This window comes from Pseudomonas sp. GW821-FHT09H03, assembly GCF_059415945.1.
This window is the reverse complement of the sequence record NZ_JBWKOF010000009.1, coordinates 35,740-50,715: the sequence shown is the minus strand read 5'-3', so window position 1 is coordinate 50,715 and position 14,976 is coordinate 35,740. Positions and strand designations below refer to the sequence as shown.

Below are 14,976 nucleotides of genomic sequence, written 5' to 3'. Positions count from 1 at the left end.
CACCCTATTGGGAATGCGACCGATCCGGAATCAACACCGCCGAATGCTCCGGCTCAACCGCATGTTCCTCCGGCGCCTCCACTGCATGCCTGGGCACCAGCACCTGCTGTGGATAAGTCTGCGCGAAATGTACCCAGGGGCTGTTATCCACAAGCTTTTTCAACCGCTGGTTGAACGCCCGGCTCACCGCATACTGGCCGCCCGACACCGTGCGAAACTGCGCCGTCAGCACCACTCCGTTCAGGTCCATCTTGTCGACGCCGAACACATCCAGCGGTCCTTGCAGGTTGTACTTGAGAAAGGGGTCGTCGCTGATGGAGTGCCCGGCTTCGCGAATCAGGGCAATGGCCTTGTCGACATCGGTGTCGTAGGTGAATTGCACCGAGAAGAACGCGTAGGCGAACTGCCGCGATTGGTTGGTCACGGCCTTGATCTGGCCGAACGGAACCGAATGCACGAAGCCCTTGCCGTCGCGCAGGCGCAAGGTGCGGATGGTCAGGCCTTCGACGGTGCCGGCGTGGCCGGAGTCGAGCACCACCCAGTCGCCGATGGACAGGGTGTCTTCAATGATGATGAACAGGCCGGTAATCACATCTTGCACCAGTTGCTGGGAACCGAAACCGATCGCCAAGCCGATGACCCCCGCACCGGCGAGGAACGGCGCGACGTTGATGCCCAGGTTGGCCATGGTGGTGATGGCGCAGATCACCACCAGGATGATTTTGATCGCGTTGCGCAACAACGGCAGGATGGTTTTCACCCGCGTACTCGGCTGGCGCGCCGAGCGTTTGTTGGCCGATGGCTTCAGGGCTTCCTGAATCGCCGTGTCGAGCACCACCCAGACCATCCAGGTCACCAGGAAGATCAAACCGATGTGGCTCAGGGAATCACTGATCGCCCGACCCACCGCATTGCTCACCGCAAACTCGAACAGCGAAACGCCCCAGATCCGCCCCAGAATATCGATGAACACGATGGCCATGGCGATCCGCAGCAAGGCATGGGAAAGGTTGAGAAAACGTTCTTTATAGGCGCTGCTGCGACGCGGATCTGACTCATTACGGGATCGGAACAGGTGATGCAGCGTGGTACTGAGAAACACCGTGGCAATCAGCAACACCGTGGTGAACAACGCGCTGCGCAGCACTTGCTGGTTGTCATCGCCAATACCGATCAGGTTGATGATCGAGACCAGCACCATCAACAGGATCGGCCAGTACCAGAGCCCGGAAAAGATCCGCAGGGTTTCGCGCAGCGCCGGTTGGCGGGTGCGCTGGGCCAACGGCAGAATGCGGATCACGTGGGCCACCGGCCGACGCATGCGGATGACCAGCAGGCCGAAGGAAATCGAAGCCGCAAGGCCGGTGAACACCGCAATACTGCTGGTCAGGTTGTTGCCCAGTTGATGGGCAATCTGCGGGCTGGTCAGGGCGTCGCTCAGGGCCACCAGAAAGCCGATGCCGAACAAGGGTCGGGGACTGTGCTGGCGGATGATTTGCACCGCCCGACGCTTGTGCCCGGTGTTGAACAGCACCACCAGGGACATCACCAGCGATGCGGCAAAGATCCCGGCGCTGGTCGCATAGGCAAGACACAGCGCCAGCGCCCGCCCGGCTGAAACCGGTAAAAACTGACTGGCATAAATCGTCAGCGGCAAACTGGCCAATGCTGGAAGGGTGTACGGCAATACATAACCGAGCAAGGCCTGGCCCCGCTCCCGGCTAAGCAGCAGGCGGTGCTCGCAGAGGCGGTGGGCGGCTTGCCGGCCGAGTAGCCAGAGCACGGCGAAAGTGCCGACCCAGACGCAGGTCAGCAGCATAAAGTCCCTGACGACACTCCAGCTCGAGCGGGCCGAGGGCTGATTGACCAGTTCATCCGCTTCGTCGACCGCGCGATCGGCGCGCAGGCGCCAGGCGTCGAGCAGATTTTCGTTGAGGTCGAGCTTGTGCTGCACCTCGTCGATGCTTGAACTGATGGCGCCGAGCAGCCCACCTTGCACCAGCGGTTGAGGGTGTGCCTGTGGTGCTGCGGTGCTAGCGCCCGGCAGCCCCGGTATGGCTGCCGCTTCCAGCTCCTCGCTGCCCAGGAACACTAACGCCCCCAGTAGTATCACGGTCTTGAGCTTGATCAAGGCAACCGCTCCTTTGGCTGTGACTATAAGCAACTGATCGGGAAACGGCGGGCAAGTTCGGACATTGCCCACAGCGGCCCTATCGTTCGGGGCAGACATTACCACGCATCGCCCGCAAGCGATCGTCACTGGCATCGATGGCCTCTGCAGCAGCGGGCCTTGTGGCGAGGGGCCTTTGTGGCGAGGGGGCTTGCCCCCGTTGGGGTGCGAAGCGCCCCTCCCATATCCAAAAAATCGGGTGCTAACTGACCACAGAGTATCCAGATATTGGGGACGGCTGCGCAGTCCAACGGGGCGATGCTGTGTTCCGCCAAGCCCCCTCGCCACAAACCTTGTTCCTACCGTTGGAGCAGTACCGTCCGTAGCACCATCGAAACTTTCGCCACCACCCGACAGTCCTTCAAAAACAGGGCCAGTCCCACCGGAGGCGGCATGACGGCAATTCATATGGGTATTTCAGGTTGGCGCTATATGCCTTGGCGGGGCGACTACTACCCGAAGGGTTTGACCCACAAGCGCGAATTGCTATTCGCCTCGCGGGCGGGCATCAGCCTTTGGCCGTTTGCGCGCGATCTCAAATTCAATACTGAACAAAGTGATCGTTGTTTCGAGCCACTCTCCCGGGGCGCCGATCAGGCCGCCGCCCTCGCCCGCCAGCACGAAGCAAAGGTAAACGACTACACCTCACTTCAAGCATGTACGCCCATGTTTCACGCCGTGGAAATCTGCCACGAAAACTTTGAGGGCGTGTTGTCATGAGTATTCCCGAACCTGTCGGCATGACTGACACTCAGCCTCCGAGCAACACCGAGGTCCGCCGATTCACGGTACTGACGGTCAATACCCACAAAGGCTTCACCGCGCTCAACCGCCGCTTCATCCTCCCGGAGTTGCGTGAAGCGGTGCGTGGTGTGGCTGCCGACGTGGTGTTTTTGCAGGAAGTCCACGGCACCCACGAACACCACCCCAAGCGCTATGACAATTGGCCGGCGATACCGCAGTATGAATTCCTCGCCGACACCCTCTGGCCGCAATTCGCCTATGGACGTAACGCGGTTTATCCGGCGGGCGATCACGGCAACGCGCTGTTGTCGAAATTCCAGATTATTCGCCACGACAACCTCGACGTTTCCATCAGTGGCCACGAGAACCGCGGACTGCTGCATTGCGTATTGCGCCTGCCCGGGGATGGCCGGGAAGTGCATGCCATTTGCGTGCATCTGGGGCTGCGCGAAACCCATCGTAACGCCCAGCTCAAGTTGCTGGCGCAACGCCTGGATGCTTTGCACGAGGAGACGCCAGTGATCGTCGCCGGTGACTTCAATGACTGGCGCCAGCGCGCCGATGCGCTGCTCAAACCCTGCGGATTGCGCGAAGTCTTTGCCGAACACCATGGCAAACCGGCGCGCAGCTTTCCCGCACGAATGCCGACATTACGTCTGGATCGCATCTACGTACGCAACCTCAAGGCCAGCCGCCCGCAAGTGCTGACCACCCGGCCATGGTCACATCTTTCCGATCACGTTCCGCTCTCGGTGGAGATTGAGCTATGAGCAGCCAGCCAATGGAAAAAACCACGATGCAGCACATCCCTGCTCCGCCGCTGCAAATGCCGACAGCAGTCGATGTCGAGTACGGCTGGCAAGGCAGTAACCGGGTTGAACTGCTGGAAAACGGCGAAGAGTATTTTCCCCGGGTGTTCGAAGCGCTGCGTCAGGCCCAGAGTGAAATCCTTCTGGAAACCTTCATTGTGTTCGAGGACAAGGTCGGCAACGAACTGCAGCAGATCCTGATCGAAGCCGCGCAACGGGGCGTACGCACCACGGTCAGCCTCGATGGCTTTGGCTGCGGCGAACTCAGTAGTGGCTATCTCTCGGCCTTGAGCGCGGCCGGCGTGCATTTGCAGATGTTCGACCCGGCTCCGAAACGCCTGGGCATCCGCACCAATTGGTTCCGCCGCCTGCACCGCAAGATCGTAGTGGTGGACGGCACCATCGCGTTCATTGGCGGAATCAACTTTTCCGCCGACCATCTGGCCGATTTCGGTCCCGAGGCCAAGCAGGATTATTCCGTTGAAGTGCAAGGCCCGGCGGTGGCCGACATTCATCACTTTGCCCTGCTGCAATGCGGTCGTCCGGTGCGGGCCAAATACTGGTGGCAACGGCGCAGGCAGCGGCGCTCGGAATTGGCCTTCACTGAGCATGATGGACAGGTACGGCTGGTGTTTCGCGACAACGGCGAACACCCCACCGATATCGAAGAGGTCTACCGCCAGGTACTGCGGCTGGCGCAACGGCGCGTGGTGATTGCCAACGCCTATTTTTTTCCGGGTTACCGGCTGTTGCGCGAGATCCGCAACGCCGCACGCCGTGGCGTCGATGTGCGGCTGATCCTGCAGGGCCAGCCGGACATGCTGGTGGCCAAACTCGCGGCGCGCATGACCTACGACTACTTGCTCAAGTCCGGGGTGAAAATCTACGAGTACTGCGACCGTCCGCTACACGGCAAGGTTGCGTTGGTAGACGAAGACTGGAGCACCGTCGGCTCGAGTAATCTCGACCCATTGAGCTTGTCGATGAACCTGGAAGCCAACGTGCTGATCCGGGACCGCAGCTTCAATCGGCTGTTGTTCGAGCGACTCGAAGACCTCAGCGATCACCACTGCAAAATAATGTCACCCGAGATCGCACCGCGTGGGCGGGTATGGCACATGACCGTAGGCTTTCTGGTGTTCCACTGCCTGCGCCACTTTCCGGCCTGGGCCGGCTGGCTGCCGGCGCATAAACCGCGCCTCAAACCTGTTCCACGCCCCGATGGGAGCGCACATCAATGAACCGCGCCGACACCCACTCGGCGAGCCAGACCAAGACACCGGGCAAGTCCCGCTGGAGTCGCTGGAAGCGGCCGCTGACGATGTTGTTTTTCCTGTTGCTGATCGTGCTGTTCACCATGCTCGCCCAGCGCATCGAATGGAACGAAGTGTTCGACACACTGGCCGATTTCAAGGTGCGCACCTTGATCATCGCGTCGGGACTGACGCTGGTGAGTTTCCTGGTGTACGCCTGCTTCGATCTGATCGGCCGCACCTACATCCGTCAGGACCTGACCTGGAAGCAGATCCTGCCTGTAGGTGTCATCAGCTATGCGTTCAATCTGAACTTGAGTGCCTGGGTCGGCGGCATTGCCATGCGCTATCGACTGTATTCACGGCTGGGGGTCAGCAAGAGCAACATCGCCAAGATCCTCGGTCTGAGCCTGGCGACCAACTGGTTCGGTTACATGACCATTGCCGGGGTGGTATTCAGTAGCGGCCTGGTACACATGCCTCCTGGCTGGAAACTCAGCACCGGTGCGCTGCAGGGCGTGGGTGCGCTGCTGCTGTTGGTGAGTGCCGGGTATCTGGCGGCCTGCCGCTTTGCCAAGCGCCGGGAGTGGGCAATCCGCGGGATCGAAATCGACCTGCCGTCCCTGCGCATGGCGGTGTTGCAACTGGGTCTGGGGGCCCTCAACTGGTCGCTGATGGCCGCGGTGATTTTCACCCTGCTGCCGAGCAAGCTGGATTATCCACTGGTACTGGGGGTGCTGTTGATCAGCGCCATCGCCGGCGTCATCACTCATATACCGGCCGGGCTCGGGGTGCTGGAGGCGGTGTTCGTTGCGCTGCTGCAGCACCAGGCTTCCCGGGGCAGCCTGGTGGCGGGGTTACTGGCGTACCGGGCGATTTATTTCATCTTGCCGTTGTTGATCACTTTGGTGATGTATCTGGTGGTGGAAGCCAAGGCCAAGGCGTTACGGATCGAGAAGAAACCTGGGTGATTCGGGGTGTTCTTGGGGTGTTCTTGATGGCCCCTTCGCGGGCAAGCCCGCTCCCACAGGGTTAATGGGTGTACATGAAATTGTGGCGACCCGGAATCACTGTGGGAGCGTACTTGCTCGCGAAGGCGTCCGAAGGTTCACCCCCATTCAATGGGACTGAATAATGCTCAACCGTTCCCCCACCACCATCTCGGTAATCCAGTCCACCAGGATCGAGGTGTAGGCCTGTTGCGAAACCGGGTCGCTCAGCGAGTGGTCGGCGCCATCAATGATGCGATGGGTCAGCGAGTGGGTCTGCTGGCACGCCGCGCGATAACTCATGATCGTCGCATGGGGCACATAGTCGTCAGTCTCGGACTCCACCAACAGCACATCCCCGGTAAATTCCGCGCAGGCATGCAACGCACGATTGCTGTCAGCGCGCACGAGGGTGCTGCGATAGTCGCGCAGATCCAGCTTGTCCAGATCACGCTTGGGCGTATGCCATTTATCGTCGCGGTACAACGCCGGCACCCGCAGCGCCAGCCAACGCACCGGTCTGAGCGATGTGAGGATCGCGGCCAGATAACCACCGTAACTGGTGCCGACGACGGCAATCGCCGAGGTGTCCAGCGCCGGATGCGCCAACAGGCGATCGTAGGCTGCCAGCAAGTCCCGCAGGTTGTCTTCACGGGTGACCCTGGATAGCGGAATACCGCTGCCGCCGGTATGCCCACGCAGGTCGAACGTCAGGCACACGCAGCCCAGCCCGGCAATGCCTTTGGCCCGCTCCAGGTCGCGCTCCTGACTGCCGCCCCAGCCATGCACAAAGAGCACGCCGGGGACTTTCGATTTGGGACTGAGAAACGTCCCGCTCATTTGTTCATTGTCGATGTCGATCTGTATGGGTTCGCTTCTAGCCGTCATAAGATTTAACCGTTACGTACTTGAGGAGAAAATCACTGCTCTCTGCCGGACCGCGATACACCTCGATAGCGTTTGCCAGCAACGGTTGATCGATATAGGTCTCGACTGAGGACACACGAATCGCGCGCATTCCCGGGTCGTTGACGAAGCTCTGCAAGGCCGCCACTTCGGCACTGCTCGCGCCGCCCAGCCGCCAGGACTGTTCGAGCACGCCACTGCGCTGCTTGCCGCTGCTGTCCAGGCCCTGGGCGATATCGTAGTTGCGCCGCGAAGCGTAGAAACCCGGATAAGCTTCATCCGCTGCACTGTCGAACACCTGAGCCTGGCGGATCGCCAGACGCACGTCTTCCGGTAATTCAAGCTTGAGCAGATCGTCGTAAGCCCCCTGCACCACCAGCAGGTCGGAACCGCCATACACCGGCTCGCCATTACCGTCTTCGGTCAAGTATTGCTCACCACAGTAACTGAGCACCTTTTCGCCGACGAAACTCTGGCCGACGCTGTGGGTGATGACCTCCTGAAGGTCCTGTTCCAGCACCACACCTTCACTGAACAGGGCTTTGGCCTCGGGCCGGCCGAGAACGGCATCGAACTCCTCCAGGCTCCTGATCACTTCCTGACCTCGCCCGGCGCAGGCATGTATCGGCTTGAGGCGAATCGGGCCGGTGTACAGCAGATGCTCTGCCGCCGGCCGTGCATCGTCGAAGGCAAACACGCTGAGACCATCGAGCACTACGCTGCGCACCCGCGCGGAAAACTGTGGCTCCCACCCCTGCGGTGCATGCGCGTGGCGATTGAGTAAACCGTGGCTGATGGCTTTGGTGCAGATGAAGTCGTGGTCGACATAGCCGCCCCACAGATCCTGCGGCCCCTTGACTCCCAGCTCCCGTGCCGCAGCGGCGCCGACCAGAGTCTGGGTCGGCAACAGGTAAAGATCCCGCCCGCTGTGCTGCTCCATGTCGTAACTACCGCCGTACTTGAGCCCTAGTACCTGCGCCAGCCAGCGGGCCAAAGCGCGATTGGTTTCGACTTCGTGTAGCGGCGCATCGGGCAGCACCGAATGGGCAACTACCAATTTTTTGCGGTTCGCTGGGGTCATGCATCCCCCTTCAATTGGCGCTTGATGGATGTAAATGGAGGGGTGCAGAGATCAGGCCAAGGCGGTGGGCAAAACAACAGTTGGCAAATCAGACAGTTGCGTCACTGGTGATGGCATGTTGCCTGTCTTATTCTGCACGACAGGACTTGAGGCTCTGGCATTTTGCACGATCCAAACAGGGCATAGCCCCCCTGTGGGAGCTGGCCTGCCGGCGATGGCGGCGTGTCAGTCGCCACTGATGTTGGGTGTGCCGGCCACGCTCGCTCACAGGTTTTGCGGTGTAATGATCAGCGCGTTGCAGCACTTGGCGTCACCCCGAACCGCGTCCGGTAATCACTCGGCGCCAGCCCGGTAATCTTCTTGAATGTCGAGCGAAACGCCCCGGGGTCCTGATAGCCAACGGTCCAGGCAATGTGGTCGATGGTGCCGTTGGTGAATTCAAGCATTTCCCGCGCTTTGCCAACGCGCAGGTGCTGGCAGTATTCGGTGGGCTTGAGCCCGGTGGCAGCACGGAACCGCCGCAGGAAAGTGCGCTCCTCCAGCCCCGCCCGGTCGGCCATCGCCGTCAGCGAAACATCGGTCGCCCCACTGCTTTGCAGCCAGTGTTGCACCTTGAGGATCGAGGCGTCGCCATGGCTGAGAATCGGCGCAAAGTTACTGCCGCACTCGCTGGCACTGTCGCTGTGCTCCACCACCAGGAAACGCGCGGTAGCGGTGGCAATACTCGGCCCAAGCAGGCGATCGACCAGCCGTAAACCCAATTCGGACCAGGCCATCAGTCCGGCAGTGGTGATCAGGTCGCCATCGTCGACAATCGGCGTATCGGCCTTGAGCTTGATCGCCGGGTAACGCTCGGCGAAGGCTTTTGCCGAGGTCCAGTGGGTGGTGGCGCTGCGACCATCGAGCAGTCCGCTTTCGGCCAACAGAATCGAGCCGACGCACACCCCGCCCAGGGTTGCACCGCTGGCATGTTGCTGGCGTAACCAGCGGATCAATCCCTGGGGCGCCTGGCCTTCGGAAAATCCGGCGATAGAGGGCGGAATCAGCACCGCTACCAGGTTGCGGTCCGGGCCGGGCAGGCTGTCATAGACTCGCACCGGCGCCTGCTCAGCCTCCACCTGCCAATGGCTGACTCGCAACACCGGCAACTGCGCGGCCTGATGCTCGGCAGCAATGCGGTTGGCCACGCCGAACAAGTCGGTCAATCCATGCACCGCCGCCATCTGCGCACCGGGGTAGATCAGCACAGCCAGTTCGGCGATTGCCCTTTGTGCGTCCATTGTCAGTTTTCCCCCTCTTATTGTCGGTGCGGCCAATCCCGCAATGGCCTGCCGGAGCCAATACTTCATTCCACACCAAACACACACTTCGAGGAAACAGTCATGGCCAAGCAAGCGCTCATCGTAGTCGATATCCAGAACGACTACTTCCCCCAAGGCAAGTGGTCGCTGGTCGGTGCCGACGCCGCCGCAGACAACGCCGTACGACTGCTCAAGGCCTTCCGCGACGCTGGCGATGCGGTGGTGCATATCCGCCATGAATTCACCTCCGAGGAGGCGCCGTTTTTCACTCCGAACTCTGAAGGCGCGAAGCTGCACCCCAAAGTCCTCAACCGCGCCGACGAACCGGTGGTGCTCAAGCACTTCGTCAACTCGTTCCGCGAAACCGAGCTGAAATCGATCCTCGACGAACAAGGCATCACGGAGTTGGTGGTGGTCGGCAGCATGAGCCACATGTGCGTCGATGGCATCACCCGTGCCGCGGCGGACTTTGGCTACACGGTGACGGTGATTCACGATGCCTGTGCGACCCGTGACCTGGAATTCAATGGCGTGACGGCTCCAGCAGCGCACGTGCACGCGGCGTTCATGGCAGCCTTGGCTTTTGCTTACGCCAGCGTAGTGTCCACCGACGAATTCCTCGCGGCCTGAGTTTCATCTCACACAGTTTCGCCACAAACAAAAAACCCGCACTTCTGATCGAAGTGCGGGTTTGGTATTTCAGCTTGCCACTTGTAGCTGGAGGCTAACGGCTGCTTTAGAACGGAATATCGTCATCAAAGCTGTCGAAATCCGGAGCCGGTTGCGGAGCAGCCTGTTGAGGGGCTGGACGCTGTGGCTGCTGTTGCGGCGCAGGACGTGGAGCCTGCTGGCGCGGAGCGGATTGCTGGTAGTTGTTACCGCCACCCTGGCCTTGCTGGTCGCCCTGTGGACGGCCGCCCAACAGTTGCATGGTGCCCTGCATGTCGACCACGATTTCGGTGGTGTAACGCTTGATACCGTCTTTTTCCCACTCGCGGGTCTGCAGTTTGCCTTCGATGTACACCTGCGAACCTTTACGCAGGTATTCGCCGGCGATCTCTGCAACCTTGCCGAACATCGACACACGGTGCCATTCGGTCTTTTCGACTTTCTGGCCGGTTTGCTTGTCGGTCCACTGCTCGCTGGTCGCCAGACTCAGGTTGGTCACGGCATTACCGTTAGGCAGGTAGCGAACTTCGGGATCCTGGCCGCAAGTGCCGACCAATATGACTTTGTTAACCCCACGGGCCATAACGTTCTCCTAGGCTACGCACGCTGCCCCGGCCGGGTTGTTCACCAGGCTTTCAAGGGTGGTGCGATCCAATAGTTCGGTGTCCAATTTGATGTAAATGGCCGCTTCGTCTGCGACGATCACTGCATCTGTTACCCCTACGACCGCCTTCAGGCGCTCGACCAGACCCGCTTCACGGATCGCCTCAGGCGATAACGGCAAGCGCAGGCTTGTGACGTAGGGAGGTTCGCGCATGGTAACAGCAAAGACCAGCCAGATGGCAGCCAGACCGGCGCATCCGAGGAACACAACCGACAGACCGCCATGCTGGTACATCCAGCCGCCGAGAATGCCACCCAGTGCCGAGCCGAGGAACTGGCTGGTGGAATAAACCCCCATCGCCGTGCCCTTACCGCCCGCCGGTGAAACCTTGCTGATCAGCGATGGCAATGAAGCTTCCAGCAGATTGAACGCGGTGAAAAATACCACCGTCCCGACTACCAGAGCCCGCAAGCTATCGCCGAACTGCCAGAAGAATAGCTCAGTGAGCATCAACGTCACGACGGCGCCGAGTAATACTCGTTTCATTTTGCGTCGCTTCTCGCCGTAGATAATGAACGGGATCATGGCGAAGAACGAAATCAGCAGCGCAGTGAGGTAGACCCACCAGTGCTGTTCCTTGGGCAGGCCGGCTTTTTCGACCAGGGCCAGCGGCAAGGCGACGAAGCTCGACATCAACATGGCGTGCAACACAAAAATGCCCAGGTCCAGGCGCAGCAGATCCGGATGCTTGAGCGTCGGGATCAGCGCCTGACGGGCGACACCGGACTCACGATGCTGTAACGGCCCGGTGGAGCGCGGCACCATGAACATCACGATCAGGATGCCCAGTAGCGCCATGCCGCCCGTGGCGAGGAACAGCCCGGACAGGCCGAAGGCATGGGTCACCAGCGGGCCGACCACCATCGCAACGGCGAACGAAAGACCAATCGTCATGCCGATCATGGCCATGGCCTTGGTCCGGTGCTGCTCGCGGGTCAGGTCTGAGAGCAAGGCCATGACCGCGGCGGAAATCGCCCCGGCGCCTTGCAGGATGCGTCCGGCGATCACGCCCCAGATCGAATCGGCGTTGGCCGCCAGCACACTGCCGAGGGCAAAGATGATCAGCCCCAGGTAGATCACCGGGCGTCGACCGATACGGTCGGAAATGAAGCCGAACGGGATCTGGAAAAGCGCCTGGGTCAGGCCATAAGCGCCAATCGCCAGCCCGATCAGGGCCGGCGTCGCTCCCGCCAGGTCCATGCCATAGGTCGCCAGTACCGGCAACACCATGAACATGCCCAGCATACGGAAGGCGAACACCAGGGCCAGACCGCTTGCTGCGCGGTTCTCGCTACCACTCATGCGTTCGCTGTGGGGATCGTGCATGGAAAAACCTCATGTGAACCGGCGGCGATTCTACCAGTCCCATCGATTGACAGGATATATCGCGACGCTTTGCCGCGCATTGCTGACAGACTCTTCATGTAAGCCGGCATATCCCTGATTTGATAGTGTGCATCCATCCAGTATTTGGCCGTATACTCTTACGTTTTCGACGCCCGCCGAGCGAGGCCACCTTGGACAAGATCCTGATTCGTGGGGCTCGAACCCACAACCTGAAGAACATCGACCTGACCCTGCCCCGGGACAAGCTGATCGTCATCACCGGCCTGTCCGGCTCCGGCAAGTCGTCCCTGGCGTTCGACACCCTGTACGCCGAAGGTCAGCGTCGCTACGTCGAATCGCTGTCGGCCTACGCCCGCCAGTTCCTGTCGATGATGGAAAAACCCGACGTCGACACGATCGAAGGCCTGTCGCCAGCGATTTCCATCGAACAGAAGTCGACCTCGCACAACCCGCGCTCGACGGTCGGCACCATCACCGAAATCTACGACTACCTGCGGCTGTTGTATGCCCGCGTCGGTATCCCGCGCTGCCCGGATCACGATATCCCGCTGGAAGCGCAAACCGTCAGCCAGATGGTCGACCTGGTCCTTGCCGAGCCCGAGGGCAGCAAGCTTATGCTGCTGGCGCCAGTGATCCGCGAGCGTAAAGGCGAGCATCTATCGGTCTTCGAAGAGCTGCGTGCCCAGGGCTTCGTACGCGCCCGGATCAACGGCAAGCTCTATGAGCTGGACGAAGCGCCCAAACTCGACAAGCAGAAGAAGCACACAATCGATGTCGTGGTCGACCGTTTCAAGGTCCGCGCCGATATGCAGCAGCGCCTTGCCGAGTCGTTCGAAACTGCCTTGAAGCTGGCGGACGGCATCGCTCTGGTGGCGCCGATGGACGATGAGCCGGGTGAAGAGATGATCTTCTCGGCGCGTTTCGCCTGCCCGATCTGCGGCCACGCCATCAGCGAGCTGGAACCCAAGCTGTTTTCCTTCAACAACCCGGCCGGCGCCTGCCCGACCTGCGACGGCCTGGGTGTGAAACAGTTTTTCGACATCAAGCGTCTGGTCAACGGCGAACTGACTCTCGCCGAAGGTGCGATTCGTGGCTGGGACCGGCGCAACGTTTACTATTTCCAGATGCTCGGCTCGCTGGCCTCACACTACAAATTCAGCCTGGAAGTTCCTTTCAACGAGCTGCCCGCCGATCAGCAGAAATTCATCCTGCATGGCAGCGGCTCGCAGAACGTCGACTTCAAATACCTGAACGACCGTGGCGACATCGTCAAGCGCTCACACCCGTTCGAAGGCATCGTGCCGAACCTGGAACGACGCTACCGCGAGACCGAGTCCGCCTCGGTTCGCGAAGAGCTGGCCAAATTCCTCAGCACCCAGTCATGCCCGGACTGCCGTGGCACCCGCTTGCGGCGTGAAGCGCGGCACGTGTGGGTGGGTGAAAAAACCTTGCCGGCAGTGACAAACCTGCCGATCGGCGATGCCTGCGACTACTTCGGCGGGCTCAAGCTCACCGGCCGGCGCGGCGAAATTGCCGACAAGATCCTCAAGGAAATCCGTGAGCGCCTGCAATTCCTGGTCAACGTCGGCCTCGATTATCTGTCGCTGGACCGCAGTGCCGACACCCTGTCCGGCGGAGAGGCGCAGCGTATTCGCCTGGCCAGCCAGATCGGCGCCGGCCTGGTGGGGGTCCTGTACATCCTCGATGAGCCCTCGATCGGCCTGCACCAGCGCGATAACGATCGCCTGCTCGGCACCCTCAAGCACCTGCGGGATATCGGCAACACGGTGATCGTGGTCGAGCACGACGAAGACGCGATTCGCCTGGCCGACTACGTGGTGGATATCGGCCCGGGTGCCGGGGTTCATGGCGGACATATCGTCGCCGAAGGTACGCCGGCCGAGGTCATGGCCCACCCGGATTCGCTGACCGGCAAGTACCTGTCGGGGCGGGTGAAAATTGAAGTACCGGCCAAACGCACGCCACGTAACAAAAAGCTGTCGCTGTCACTCAAGGGCGCTCGCGGCAACAACTTGCGCAACGTCGACCTGGAAATTCCGATCGGCCTGCTGACCTGCGTGACCGGTGTGTCCGGTTCGGGCAAGTCGACCCTGATCAACAACACGCTTTTCCCCTTGAGCGCCACGGCCCTTAACGGAGCCACGACACTTGAGGCAGCGGCTCACGACAGCATCAAAGGCTTGGAGCACCTGGACAAGGTCGTCGACATCGACCAGAGCCCTATCGGCCGTACACCGCGTTCCAACCCGGCGACCTATACCGGGCTGTTCACGCCGATCCGCGAGCTGTTCGCCGGCGTGCCGGAATCCCGCTCTCGGGGCTACGGACCAGGGCGTTTCTCCTTCAACGTCAAGGGCGGACGCTGTGAGGCCTGCCAGGGTGACGGCCTGATCAAGGTGGAAATGCACTTCCTTCCGGACATCTACGTCCCCTGCGATGTGTGCAAGAGCAAGCGCTACAACCGCGAAACCCTCGAGATCAAGTACAAGGGCAAGAGCATCCACGAGACCCTCGAGATGACCATCGAGGAAGCGCGGGTGTTCTTTGATGCGGTGCCGGCCCTGGCGCGTAAGCTGCAAACGCTGATGGACGTCGGCCTGTCGTACATCAAGCTGGGGCAATCGGCGACCACCTTGTCCGGTGGTGAAGCCCAGCGGGTGAAGCTTTCCCGCGAGTTGTCCAAGCGTGATACCGGCAAGACCCTGTACATCCTCGATGAGCCGACCACCGGCCTGCACTTCGCGGACATACAACAACTGCTCGACGTGTTGCATCGCCTGCGCGACCACGGCAACACCGTGGTGGTGATCGAACACAACCTGGACGTGATCAAGACGGCCGACTGGCTGGTGGACCTGGGTCCTGAGGGTGGCTCCAAGGGCGGGCAGATCATTGCCGTCGGTACGCCTGAGGAAGTCGCCGAAATGAAGCAATCCCACACCGGCTACTACCTCAAGCCGCTGCTGGAACGCGATCGCGCCTGATCGCCGGGCATGAAAAAGCCCCTGTCACTTCGTCAGTG

General features: G+C 60.8%; 12 protein-coding genes. 6 read left to right on the top strand and 6 right to left on the bottom strand.

Annotated elements, in window-relative coordinates:
• Positions 1-4: 4 nt before the first annotated feature.
• The gene (locus AC07OG_RS14560; protein WP_495067341.1) at positions 5-2,131 is read right to left on the bottom strand and encodes a mechanosensitive ion channel family protein; all 2,127 of its coding nucleotides are present in this window, start codon (positions 2,129-2,131) and stop codon (positions 5-7) included.
• A 432-nt stretch (positions 2,132-2,563) separates the two neighbouring features.
• Between AC07OG_RS14560 and AC07OG_RS14555 the strand changes: the two genes are divergently transcribed.
• The 4 genes from AC07OG_RS14555 to AC07OG_RS14540 are packed head-to-tail and all read left to right on the top strand — an operon-like array spanning position 2,564 to position 5,947.
• Positions 2,564-2,890, top strand: a complete 327-nt coding sequence (locus AC07OG_RS14555) for a hypothetical protein (protein WP_495067340.1) — start codon at positions 2,564-2,566, stop codon at positions 2,888-2,890.
• Positions 2,887-3,684: an endonuclease/exonuclease/phosphatase family protein gene (locus AC07OG_RS14550; protein WP_495067339.1), complete on the top strand. Its 798-nt coding sequence runs from the start codon at positions 2,887-2,889 to the stop codon at positions 3,682-3,684. Before AC07OG_RS14555 ends, AC07OG_RS14550 begins: the two co-directional genes overlap by 4 nt.
• Positions 3,681-4,964, top strand: a complete 1,284-nt coding sequence (clsB, locus tag AC07OG_RS14545; RefSeq protein WP_495067338.1) for a cardiolipin synthase ClsB — start codon at positions 3,681-3,683, stop codon at positions 4,962-4,964. Before AC07OG_RS14550 ends, clsB begins: the two co-directional genes overlap by 4 nt.
• Complete coding sequence (locus tag AC07OG_RS14540) at positions 4,961-5,947, top strand: lysylphosphatidylglycerol synthase domain-containing protein (RefSeq protein ID WP_060543202.1); 987 nt, start codon at positions 4,961-4,963, stop codon at positions 5,945-5,947. Before clsB ends, AC07OG_RS14540 begins: the two co-directional genes overlap by 4 nt.
• 147 nt (positions 5,948-6,094) lie before the next feature.
• Here the strand turns inward: AC07OG_RS14540 and AC07OG_RS14535 are convergent, their stop codons facing one another.
• From AC07OG_RS14535 to AC07OG_RS14525, 3 genes are all read right to left on the bottom strand, one after another.
• Positions 6,095-6,853, bottom strand: coding sequence for an alpha/beta hydrolase family protein (locus tag AC07OG_RS14535; protein ID WP_060543201.1), 759 nt, complete (start codon positions 6,851-6,853; stop codon positions 6,095-6,097).
• Positions 6,843-7,952, bottom strand: a complete 1,110-nt coding sequence (locus AC07OG_RS14530; RefSeq protein ID WP_495067337.1) for a DUF3182 family protein — start codon at positions 7,950-7,952, stop codon at positions 6,843-6,845. The genes AC07OG_RS14535 and AC07OG_RS14530 overlap by 11 nt, the downstream gene beginning before the upstream one ends.
• 287 nt (positions 7,953-8,239) lie before the next feature.
• Positions 8,240-9,232, bottom strand: coding sequence for a GlxA family transcriptional regulator (locus AC07OG_RS14525; protein ID WP_495067336.1), 993 nt, complete (start codon positions 9,230-9,232; stop codon positions 8,240-8,242).
• A 102-nt stretch (positions 9,233-9,334) separates the two neighbouring features.
• Here AC07OG_RS14525 and AC07OG_RS14520 point away from each other — a divergent pair, with 102 nt between their 5' ends.
• Entirely contained in the window at positions 9,335-9,883 is a 549-nt protein-coding gene (locus tag AC07OG_RS14520; protein WP_495067335.1) for a cysteine hydrolase family protein, read from the top strand.
• Between the two features lie 106 nt (positions 9,884-9,989).
• Here AC07OG_RS14520 and AC07OG_RS14515 read toward each other — a convergent pair whose 3' ends face one another.
• Together AC07OG_RS14515 and AC07OG_RS14510 are read right to left on the bottom strand one after the other, a co-directional pair.
• Positions 9,990-10,505 carry a single-stranded DNA-binding protein gene (locus AC07OG_RS14515; protein ID WP_007970128.1) on the bottom strand — a complete coding sequence of 172 codons (516 nt, stop codon included), beginning with the start codon at positions 10,503-10,505 and terminating at the stop codon, positions 9,990-9,992.
• Positions 10,506-10,514: 9 nt separating this feature from the next.
• Positions 10,515-11,912, bottom strand: a complete 1,398-nt coding sequence (locus AC07OG_RS14510; RefSeq protein ID WP_060543197.1) for an MFS transporter — start codon at positions 11,910-11,912, stop codon at positions 10,515-10,517.
• A 191-nt stretch (positions 11,913-12,103) separates the two neighbouring features.
• Here AC07OG_RS14510 and uvrA point away from each other — a divergent pair, with 191 nt between their 5' ends.
• Positions 12,104-14,938, top strand: a complete 2,835-nt coding sequence (gene uvrA / locus AC07OG_RS14505) for an excinuclease ABC subunit UvrA (protein WP_495067334.1) — start codon at positions 12,104-12,106, stop codon at positions 14,936-14,938.
• Positions 14,939-14,976 lie beyond the last annotated feature (38 nt).

What these genes read in the sequence shown, in the direction of transcription:
- AC07OG_RS14555 (WP_495067340.1), top strand. Translation starts at nt 2,564, where the DNA reads ATGACGGCAATTCATATGGGTATTTCAGGTTGGCGCTATATGCCTTGG.
- AC07OG_RS14550 (WP_495067339.1), top strand. Translation starts at nt 2,887, where the DNA reads ATGAGTATTCCCGAACCTGTCGGCATGACTGACACTCAGCCTCCGAGC.
- clsB (WP_495067338.1), top strand. Translation starts at nt 3,681, where the DNA reads ATGAGCAGCCAGCCAATGGAAAAAACCACGATGCAGCACATCCCTGCT.
- AC07OG_RS14540 (WP_060543202.1), top strand. Translation starts at nt 4,961, where the DNA reads ATGAACCGCGCCGACACCCACTCGGCGAGCCAGACCAAGACACCGGGC.
- AC07OG_RS14535 (WP_060543201.1), bottom strand. Translation starts at nt 6,853, where the DNA reads ATGACGGCTAGAAGCGAACCCATACAGATCGACATCGACAATGAACAA.
- AC07OG_RS14530 (WP_495067337.1), bottom strand. Translation starts at nt 7,952, where the DNA reads ATGACCCCAGCGAACCGCAAAAAATTGGTAGTTGCCCATTCGGTGCTG.
- AC07OG_RS14525 (WP_495067336.1), bottom strand. Translation starts at nt 9,232, where the DNA reads ATGGACGCACAAAGGGCAATCGCCGAACTGGCTGTGCTGATCTACCCC.
- AC07OG_RS14520 (WP_495067335.1), top strand. Translation starts at nt 9,335, where the DNA reads ATGGCCAAGCAAGCGCTCATCGTAGTCGATATCCAGAACGACTACTTC.
- AC07OG_RS14515 (WP_007970128.1), bottom strand. Translation starts at nt 10,505, where the DNA reads ATGGCCCGTGGGGTTAACAAAGTCATATTGGTCGGCACTTGCGGCCAG.
- AC07OG_RS14510 (WP_060543197.1), bottom strand. Translation starts at nt 11,912, where the DNA reads ATGCACGATCCCCACAGCGAACGCATGAGTGGTAGCGAGAACCGCGCA.